General features: G+C 74.4%; 2 protein-coding genes. Both read left to right on the forward strand.

The genetic code is table 11. From position 1 onward, the window contains the following. Positions 1–172: 172 nt before the first annotated feature. Positions 173–6,634, forward strand: coding sequence for a hypothetical protein (locus tag ACFUEL_RS26605; protein WP_380239290.1), 6,462 nt, complete (start codon positions 173–175; stop codon positions 6,632–6,634). Positions 6,635–6,772: 138 nt separating this feature from the next. Beyond that, on the forward strand, positions 6,773–9,676 hold the full coding sequence (locus ACFUEL_RS26610) for a BTAD domain-containing putative transcriptional regulator (protein WP_380239291.1): 2,904 nt from the start codon (positions 6,773–6,775) through the stop codon (positions 9,674–9,676). Positions 9,677–10,399 lie beyond the last annotated feature (723 nt).

A 10,399-nucleotide genomic window follows, 5' to 3' on the forward strand; every position in this document is an offset into this window, starting at 1 on the left:
CACGGTCACGCCGGAGCCGCACACCACCACGATCACGCCCGAGTTCCACGCGACCACGGTCACGCCGGAGCCGCACACCACCACGATCACGCCCGAGTTCCACGCGACCACGGTCACGCCGGAGCCGCACACCACCACGATCACGCCCGCGCAGCACACCGAGCACGCGCCCGTGACGGAGCCGGAGTTCCCGCCGCTCGGCGCGCGCGTCCCGGTGGCCGGTGACGGTCTCTGCCTGATCCACTCGCTGGAAAGCAGCCTCCCCGGCCTGGCCGAGCGCCACCCCGGGGGTCTGCAGGACGCGGTCGGGCAGCACTTCGCGAATCTGCGTCCCGAGGACTGGCCGACCGAGATCGTCTCCAACTACCGCAACTACCTGCTCAGTCGGCCGAACCTGGGCGAGAGCAAGCTCCTGGAGTTCCTCCCGGCCGAGAACCGGCCCGCGTTCGCCGGGATGCCCGACGACCAGCTGCGGGCGATCATCGCCGACCACCTCGCCGTCAACTCGCCGGGTCCGTCGCCCCGCGAGCAGCAGGACCTGCGCGACACCGTTGGCGACTGGTCACGCCGTTGGGGCTCGGACGAGGGGGAGATGCTGCCGGCGGCAGCCGCCCACGCGTTGAACCTGCGCCTGCGGGTGGTCGACCACGGCGGCGCCACCCAGGCGGTCTTCGGGCCTCCCGGCGGGACGCCGGTGACGGTGTACCACCGCGGGAACCACTACGACGGCAGCGAGCCGCAACCGGTCGTCCCGGAGACCGGCCACACCATGCCCGCCCCCGCGCCCGAGGTGAAGGCGCCGGTCGTGGAGCCCGAGGTGAAGACCCCGGCCGAACCCGAGGTCAAGGCGCCGGAAGGGGAGCAGCCGCCGCTCAAGACACCCGAGAACAAGCCGAAGCAGCTGACCCCGGGCACCGTCGTCGATCCGAAGCCGATCGCGGGCACCGATCTGGTGGTCGGGCTGACCGAGCACGAGACGGCCCTCCGGAAGGAGGTCATCGACGTGCTGGCGCGGACCGTGCCGGGAGACCGGGCGGCGGCCCAGGCGTTCGCGGACGCGAACTTCGGCCCGGCGACGCTGCGTCCGATGCTCAGCGCGCTCTCGCGGGGCGAGGTGTGGACGGCCTCGTTCGAGGGCAACGGCTGGAGCGGCAGCGTCAAGCTGCGTGGCCGGGTCACCGGGTCGACGTACATCGGCCAGAAGAAGATCGAGTTCGAGGACGGCGCCGACCGCACCGTGGCGCTCGGCACCGCCCAGGACACGGCGTGGCAGTTCAACATCGGCGCCCAGACCAGGCAGGCGCGCGGCGTCGGTGAGCCGCAGGAACTCGTCGCCTACTACCACGACCGTGGACAGGCCGAGGTCAACATGGACCTCGGCGGCACGGTGGCACGGTCGAAGACCAACGAGGAAGCCGACCTGTTCCGGTCGACGATGCGACTGGAGGTCGACTTCAACGGCCTGAGCCACCAAGGCACTCCGGTGGGCAACCCGTCCAAGGGGCGCACCGGGACGGTGGACCTCGGCCTGACGGTCGCGGTCCCGCAGCGTCCGGAGATCACGCCGAGCAGTGAGCAACTGGTCCCGCCGCAGCGACTGCGGGACGGCCGGGTCGGCGGACAGGAGATCGTGCTCGACCTCTCGCCGCGCGGTGGGGCGCACGACCGTCCGCCGGTGGAGGCACTGCTCGACAAGGTGGAGGCCGCGGCCAGGACGGAGTTCGGCAACGACTGGCCCGCCATGCGGGACAAGGTCCTCGCCGAGGTCGACTTCGCCCGTCTCCAGCGCGACCTGAAGAGCATGACGGCGGGCGAACCGGTCTCCGTCACGCTGACCGACCGGCGCGGCAACTCGCTCGGTACGGTCGAGATCACCGCGCGGGTCGGGGAGTTGAAGCAGGTCGGGACCACCAAGGAGACCGAGTTCAACATCGGCACCAGCATGCAGCAGGTGCGCAGCACGTCCTCGAACAGCGGACACGCGGGCCAGCTCGGGTTCTCGTCCGTGGTCAAGCCGGACGCCGGGCTGGTCGCTCCTCCGGGCGTCGCCGGACGACTCGGCCGCGACACCGTCTCGATCGTCGGCGAGGCCCGGACCGCACAGCTGACCAGCAAGTCGAAGGTGCCCGGCGTCGTCTACGACGGCCCCGTCCACTTCGACCTGTCGTTCAACGGCAAGCCCGTCGCGAGCGGTGCGGGCACGGCGGACGTCCGGCTGCTGGTCGACCGCGCGGACACGGCGCCCGAACCGGCGAAGGCCGATCCGGCCACGTCGGAGCCGAAGGCCGGGACGGACCCGAAGGACGGCATGGCGCCGAAGGACGGCACGGTGCCGAAGGACGGCACGGTGCCGAAGGACGGCACGGTGCCGAAGGACGGGACGGTGCCGAAGGACGGTACGACGCCCGGGGCCGAGGGGACCGCCCCGAAGGCGGAGGGTTCCACCGAGCCGCAGCTGCACGAGGTCGTCAGCCCGCCGGCCGGCGTCTGGCACAGCGGCGACGACACGGGCGGACTGGGCGAGACCGTCGTCGTCCGCGACCTGGAGAGCACGAAGGCGCTGCGCGAAGCGGTGGACGCCGCCGGGCGGGCGAAGTTCGGCGACAAGGAGTGGAACGCCGTCCGCGACCAGGTCATGCGCGGGTTCAGCCAGCCGAACCTGTCGGCCCGGCTGACCGGGATGACCCGCGGCGAGCCCCTGGAGATCAAGATCCCCGGCAAGGACTCGCTGGTCGTCACCGCCGTCGCCAGGGTCGAGACCATGACCTACCGCAGGCAGGACGAGAAGGCCGAACTCAACACGGTGAACGAGACCGGCTCGTTCAGCCTGGACCGCCGGCTGGGCGCGCGCACGACCATGGAGCAGGGCTACGCCGGCGGCACGCCGGTCAAGGGCGCGCCGGGCCTGGACCTGACCGCCAACGCGTCCGCCGAGCAGCGCCGCCGCTCCGGCGGGCAGGGCCGACAGGCCGACCGGGTGTACGCCAGCGGCAAGTACGGCGCGCCGCAGGTCATCTACGGCACCGAACTGGTCATGGACGTCCACATCGGCCGTCCGGGCGAGGCGCCCGGCGCCCGGCCCGCCGCTTCGGCCACGGTCCGCGCCGAGGTGGGCATGGACGTCCGGGACACCGTGAAGCTCCAGGTGCCCCGCAGCGAGGACGGCGTGATCGCCTTCAAGCGCTCAGGGCCGAAGCCGGACACCGTCGCCGCGCCGAAGCCGGCCGCGACCCACCGCGCACCGAGCCGGATGCGCGTGCAGCAGGAGCTGAACGCGTCCTACGTGGTGCACAGCCTGAGCGGTGCCGACAAGGTGCGTGCGACGGTGGAGCAGGCGGTGCGCTCGAAGCACGAGGGCCCGTCGGACGAGGTGCGGCAGCGGATCGACGCGAGCTTCGACCGCGTCGCGCTCAAGACCCAGCTCTCCCAGCTCACCCGCGGCGGGAAGATCACCCAGACCGTCTCCGGCAAGACCTGGTCGGCCGAGATCACCGTCCGGGCCCGGCTGGGGGAGTCCACCTACCACTCCCAGGTGGACAAGTACGAGTTCGAGTCCGGTACCCGGGCGTCGAGCGGCCAGGGCAACCTGCACGACGGCCGCGACCGGATGACCGGCGGCGGCCGGGCCAACATCAAGGCGCCGTTCGTCAGCATCCCGACCGGCTACGGGTACCGGGTGGAGCGCAGCTACGGCCAGGCGACGGAGACGATCGGCTCGGTCTCGAACCGCGGCAAGCACGTCGAGAAGGCCGTGCTCTTCGACGTCAACGCGTCCTACGAAGTCGAGGTCAAGTTCACGCAGTTGGGCGTGTCCCACGGGACCGTCACCCGGCAGGTGGACACGGTGGCACGGGTGGCCGTTCCGGAGCGCGACGCCGAGCCGTTGGGGGGCCGTCCCGAGCGGGTCACGACGAAGCAGCCGAAGAGCTTCGTGGACCACAAGCGCCTGGACTCGTCGGCGATCATCACCGACGTGCACAGCCTGCCCGACCCGGCGTCGACCGTGACGCCGACCGCGAAGCCGACCGTGGAGCCGACCGCGACACCGGCCCCGGTGAAGGGCGCCGACAGCGGTGCCGGTGCGAAGGCCGGTGCGAAGGACGGGGCGGCGAGCAGCGGTGCGAAGCCGAACCCCGGCCGACCCCTCGCCGAGTCGATCCTGTCCCAGGTGGAGTCGGGCTGGAGGCCCGGCGGCCTGCGGCTGCCGAGCTTCGGCCGGAAGGGGAAGGCCGGGCTGGAGAGCAACCCGTTCGGCAGTGACTGGGCGGACGTCCGCCGCGAGCTGGAAGCGGAACTCACGCCCGACAAGCTCCAGTCCAGGCTCAAGGGGATGACCGCCGGCGACGAGATCGTGGTGCGGGCCGGGCGGACCACCGTCCGGGTCCGCGCCGTCCTCCGCGACAAGCTGGAGCACCTGGGCGACTCGGGCACCACCGAGTTCAACGCGGGCACCGACGTGCAGCGGAACTTCGCCACCACCAAGGGCACTGGCACCACCCACCAGGGCGTGCTCGGGGCGGTGGCCTCCGTCCCGCTGCCGCAGGCGCCGGCCGTCTCGGTGACGGGCGGCGTGATCGGCACCGGAGGACACGGCCACAACCAGGTGGACACCCAGACCCGGAGCACTTCGGCCGGCTCCGCCACCAAGACCAAGGCGGACGGCAGCGCCTACAAGGGCGAGGCGGAACTCCAGTTCACGATCACCCGGAAGCCGTGGGGCGGCACCCAGGTCCACCAGCGGCGCACCGCGGTGATCGGCTACGAGACCATCGTCGAGTCCGGCGAGACCGTACCGGTCACGCCGAAGCCCGACACTGACGCCACCGGTGCGACCCCCGGCGGCAAGGAACCGGAGACCGTCTCGCTCCAGCCGCCCGCGCCGGAGACCGTCCGGGTCCCGCCGGAGCGGGTCTGGGACAGCGGCCTGCGCGACACCGACATCCTGCGCTGGCTCGGCGACGTCGGCGGCATCCAGGACCTGGTGCGGCTGCGCGGACCGCAGTACTTCGGCGCGTCCGACTGGCAGAAGATGGAACCCCAGGTCGGGAAGATCACCAAGCACAGCCACGTCTCGGCGCTGTTCGGCAGCGCGAGCCAGGGCGCGAAGGCGGCGGCGACGGTCCCGTCCGAAAAGGTCCTGTTCGGCGGCGGGAAGGGGGTGGAACTCGGGGTGAAGGTCGTCTCCCTGGAGAGCCGGTCGAGCGACAAGGCCGACGTGGCCCCGGCCAACACGCTCGCCTCCGGCGGCGTGCGGCACGACTTCTCGGCGAACAACGCGGGCGCCCAGGGCCAGGTCGGCGCCAAGATCACCGGCGACCCGACCTCCAACAGCCCGTCGCTCATCGGCGGGGCGTCCCGGGTCCGGCGCGACGGCGACGGGCACGGCGACTCGGGCCAGGTGATCTCCAACGCCAAGTACTCCGACGACATGGCGCGTTACACCGGCTACGCCCAGGTCGAGGTGACGTTCTTCAACGGGAACAAGGAACGGGTCACGGAGAAGGGCATCGTCCCCTTCACCGTCGAGATTCCCGTCGCGGAGACCACGGCGAAGGACGTGCCGGGCGATCACTACCTGGCGTTCACCCCGAAGCAGAAGGAGGGCGAACCGCACCTCGTCGAGGGAGCGTGGCGGCTCGCCGAGGTCGAGCGGGCACTGACGCCGGACAAGAGCAAGCCGGCGGCCGGGAACGACGGCGAGTCGGTGGCCGGGAAGGACGACAGGCCGGCGGCTGGGAAGGACGGCGGGCCGGTGGCCGGGAAGGACGACAGGCCGGCGGCCGGGGACGACAGCAAGCCGCCGACCGGGCACGTACCGTCCGCCTCCGACCGCACCCCCGCCCAGTACGAGCAGCTGGTGGGCACCGCGCGGCTCGGGCAGGCGTTCGCCAACGGCGACTTCACCGCCGGCACCGACGCCGGCGCCGCCCGCATCAAGGCGACCCACCGGCTGGTCGAGCTGTCCGGCGGCACCACGGCCGGTACCTCCGCCCTGCTGGGGGACCTGCTCGGCACGTCCGGCAAGGACCGGTTGGAGGCGGGCGAGGTGCGCAAGGTGATCGACTACGTGGCGCGGAAGGGCGCCGAGGGGCCGGTCACGCTGGACGACCTGGTCGCCGGAGCACAGGACGGCTGGCCCGCTCAGGAACCGTACGAGATCCACCGCGGCACGTGGACCGACAGCGGCCCGGCCAGCGAACTGGTCACCACCGCCATGGCGACGGTCGCGGACGTCGCCGGCCCGCTGCTCGGGGGCGGGGCGCCGACTCCGGGCCGGCTCCACCTCACCGTTTCCGGCGAGGGCCCCGAACTGCCACTGCGCCGGGTGTTCGACCTGGACGGCAGCCCGGCGGCGGAGCAGATCCGGACGATCGAGGAGAACACCTACCTCAAGCCGGGCACCCGGCCGAACGAGGTCACCGTCCGGCTGGCGGGCAAGCCCGAGGCGGGCCAGGACTGGGACTACCGGGTCACCGCCCGGTCCGACCGCAGCCGCGAACTGATGATCCGTCAACTCGCGGCGAAGGAAGGGGAGAAGCGCGATCCGAAGGCCCAGGCCGAGGTCGACGCCCGCTCCGCCGAGCTGGCCCGGTTCGTCGCGGACCGCACCGGGGCACCGGAGGGGAACGCCTGAGCCACCGGGGGGCGCCGCGTCCGCGGGCACGGCGCCCCCCTGGTGGTCGGAGCGCCCGCGACCGGGGCCGGTGGTGTGCACCGGATAACGGCCGGATAACCTCCGTGACCGGACGTAGCACCACGTGGGGGGTACACGGTGAAATTCCGGCTGCTCGGCGCAGTCGCGGCGGACGGCGCGGACGGCGGACTCCAACTCGGGCCGGAGAAGCGGCGCAGCCTGCTCGCCCTGCTACTGCTGCGCCGCAACCGCGCCGTGTCCGTCGCCCAGCTCATCGAGGCCCTCTGGGTGGACGAACCGCCCGCCAACGCCCGCACCGTCGTGCAGAGCCACGTCTCCCGGCTGCGTGCCCTGCTCGCCGGGGCGGGGGCCGAGCAGTGCGGCGTCCGGCTCGCCACCGCGGGCGACGCCTACGCCCTGCACCTGCCCGAAGGGCTGCTCGACGTCGAGCAGTTCGAGGCGCTGGTGGCCGCCGCCCGGACCGAACCGCGCTCCACCGAGGTGGTCGGCGCCCTCGAACACGCCCTCGGCCTGTGGCACGGCCCGGCCCTCACCGGCACCGTCAACAGCACCCCGCTGGAAGCCTGGCGGCAGACCCTGGAGGAGAACCGGCTCGCCGCCGTCGAGGCGCTCGCCGACCACCTCCAGCGGCTCGGCGAACCTGCCCGCGCCGCCGAACTGCTGCGCGCCGAGACGGTCGCCCACCCGCTGCGCGAATCGCTGGTCTCCGCGCTGATGCTCGCCCTGTTCCGGGCCGGGCGGCAGTGCGACGCCATCGACTGGTACCACCGCACCCGGGAGTCGCTCGCCGACCGCCTCGGCGTCGACCCGGGCCGCGCGCTGAACGCCGCGTACGAGCGGATCCTGCGCGGCGAGGGCGGTGGGAGCGGCGGGAGTGGCGGGAGCGGTGCCATGGAGCCGGACGCGGCTCCGGCGGAGGCGTCGGGGCCGGCCTCGGCTGCTGCTCCGGCGTCGGCGTCGGTTGCCGCTCCGGTTGCCGAGGCGGTGCGGGCTCCGGCGGCGGGTGCCCCGGCGCAGCGCACTCCCGCGCAGCGCACCCCGGCCCGGACGGCCACCCGGGTGCGCGCCGCGTCCGCCGAGGCTGCCGCTCCCGCCGCCGTCGACCTGCTGCCCCGGGCCCCGCGCGGCTTCTACGGCCGGGACGCCGAACTCGCCGCCCTAGGCGACGCGTTGCGCACCGGGCCGGACGGGGCGCTCGCCCTGGTCACCGGCCCGGCCGGGGTCGGCAAGACCGCGCTCGCCCTGGAGTGGGCGCACCGGTACGGCGAGGGCTTCCCCGACGGGGTGCTGTTCGCCGACCTGGGCGGGTTCAGCGACCGTCCCGACCGCGAACTCGGCGACGTGCTGGCCGAGTTCCTGGTCGCGCTGGGCACCGACCCGGCGGACCTGCCGCCCACCCTGGCGGGTCGGGCCGCGCTCTACCGGCGGGCCACCACCGGGCGCCGGCTGCTGGTGGTGGTCGACAACGCCCGCGAGTCCGAGCAGGTCCGCCCGCTGCTGCCGGCCGGCGCCGACTCGGCCGCGCTGGTCACCAGCCGCCACCGGATGCTGGGCCTGGTCGTCTCCGAACTCGCCCGCCCCGTCCCGCTGCCGGTGCTGCGCCCGGAGGAGTCCGCGGCGCTGCTCTCCCGCGTCCTGGGCCCGGCCCGGACCGCCGCCGAACCCGAGGCCGTCCGCGAGCTCGCCGTCCTGTGCGACGGGCTGCCGCTCGCGCTGCGGGTCGCCGCCGCCAAGGCCGCCGCCGACCCGCGCCGCGGCCTGGCCGCCGTCGCCGAGCAACTGCGCTACGAGCAGCGCCGGTTGAGCCAGCTGGCGGCGGAGGAGATCAGCGTCACCAGTGCCCTGCGGATCTCCCACGAGCAACTCCCGCCCACCGCCGCCCGGCTGTTCCGCGCCCTGGGCCTGCACCCGGGGCCGATGGTCGACGCCCACACCGCCGCCGCCCTCGCCGACCTCGAACTCCGGGACGCCGAACAGGCGTTGGAGCAGCTGGCCGCCACCCACCTGGTCACCGAGACCGGCGCTGGTCAGTACACCCTGCACGACCTGGTCTGGCTGTACGCCCGCCAACTCGCCGCCGAGACCGACCGTTCCGAGCAGCGCGCCGCCCGCGCCCGGCTCGCCGACCAGTACCTGCACGCGGGCCTGGCCGCCGCCAGGTGCGCCGAGCCCGCCAGCCGGCCCTGCTGCGAACCCCTGGCCGACGGGTACCGCCCGCGCGCCGTACCGGAGTTCGGTGATCCCGAGGAAGCCATGCGGTGGCTCGGCGCGCACCGCGAGACGCTCGCCGAGGTGATCGCCACCACCGGCCCCGAGCGCGCCTGGCGGCTGGTGCTCACCCAGTGGCCGCTGATCCTGCGCCGGGTCCGCGACGGCTGGGTGCCGCAGCTCCAACTCGCCCTGGAGGCGGCCGTGGAGACCGGGCACCTGAACGGCGAGAGCCAGGTGCGGGCGCTGCTCGGCTGGGTGCTGGTCTCCAACCGCCGCCTGCACGAGGCCGCCGCCTGCCTCGAGCCTGCCGCCGAGCTCGCCGCCCGGGCGGGCAACCAGGTCGGGCGGGCGATCGCCCTGATCAACCTGGCCGCGGTCCACTCCGAGCTGGGCGAGCACGACGCCGCGGGCGCCGGGCTGGCCAGGGCCCTGGAGATCGCGCTGGCCGCCGACCACCCGCACACCGTGGCCCTGGCCCGCCAGCACCTCGCCCGCCACCAGCTGGTGGTCGGCCGCCCCGGGCCGGCCCTCGACCACGCCCTGCACGGCCTCGCGCTGTGCACCGGCGAGCAGCCCGACCCACGCCGCGTCCTGCTGCGCGGCGCGGCCGGCGAGGCGCTCTCCGGGCTCGGCCGGCACGCCGAGGCCAGGGCCGGCCTGGGCGCCGCCCTCGCCGAGGCCGAGCAGATCGGCCACGACGAGGCCACCGCCGACGTACTGCGCGCCTTGGCCCGCGCCGAGGACGCCGCCGGACAGGCCCGAACCGCGGCCGCCCACCGCCGCCGGGCCGACCTGCTCTCGCCGATCTGACCCCGTCCGCCGTCCGCTGCCTGGAACCGGATGCCGGAACTGGGAGCCGGAAGCCGGAGCTGAGGGCTGGGGGCTGGGAGCGGGGAGCCGGGGCCGGGAGCAGGGAGCTAGAGCCGGCGGCCGGAGGCCGGGGTAGGGGCCGGAAACCGGAGTCGGAGGTCGGAACTGGGTGCTGGGAGCGGGAGCCAGGGCCGGGAGCCGAGGCCGGAAACTGGGACTGGGTGCCGGAGCCGGAAGCTGAGGACTGGGAGCCGGGGCCGGGAACCGGGAGCCAGAGCCGGCGGCCAGCGGCCAGGGCCAGGCGGGGTGCCGGGAGTCGGGAGCCGGCAGCGGAGGCCGGAACTGAGTGCCGGGAGCCGGTGCCGGAAACCGGCCGCCGGCCGCCAGAGCCGGAAGCTGAGGGCTGGGAGCCGGGCGCGGGCGCGAGCAGTCAGGGCCGGGGGCCAGGGCCAGGGCCGGAGGCGGGGAGCCAGTAGCCGGTAGCTGGTGGCCGGTGGCGGTGGGACGTTAACCGGGCGCAGCTGAGAGGCAAGCCCGTCCGGTCAGGATGGCGGCACGGCGGCGCGTTCCCGGGCGGCCGGTTCCGGCGCGCCGTCCCCCCGTGTGGCCGTGGCCGGTCGGGCGGGAGCGCACCGTCCCGGTGCCGGGGCGGTACGGCGGCGGGTCGCACCGCTGGGTCGTCCGCCGCCGGCCCGGTACGGCCGCCGGTCCCCGGCGTGGGGG

It is taken from the genome of Kitasatospora sp. NPDC057198, from assembly GCF_042670125.1.
GTDB lineage: Bacteria > Actinomycetota > Actinomycetes > Streptomycetales > Streptomycetaceae > Kitasatospora.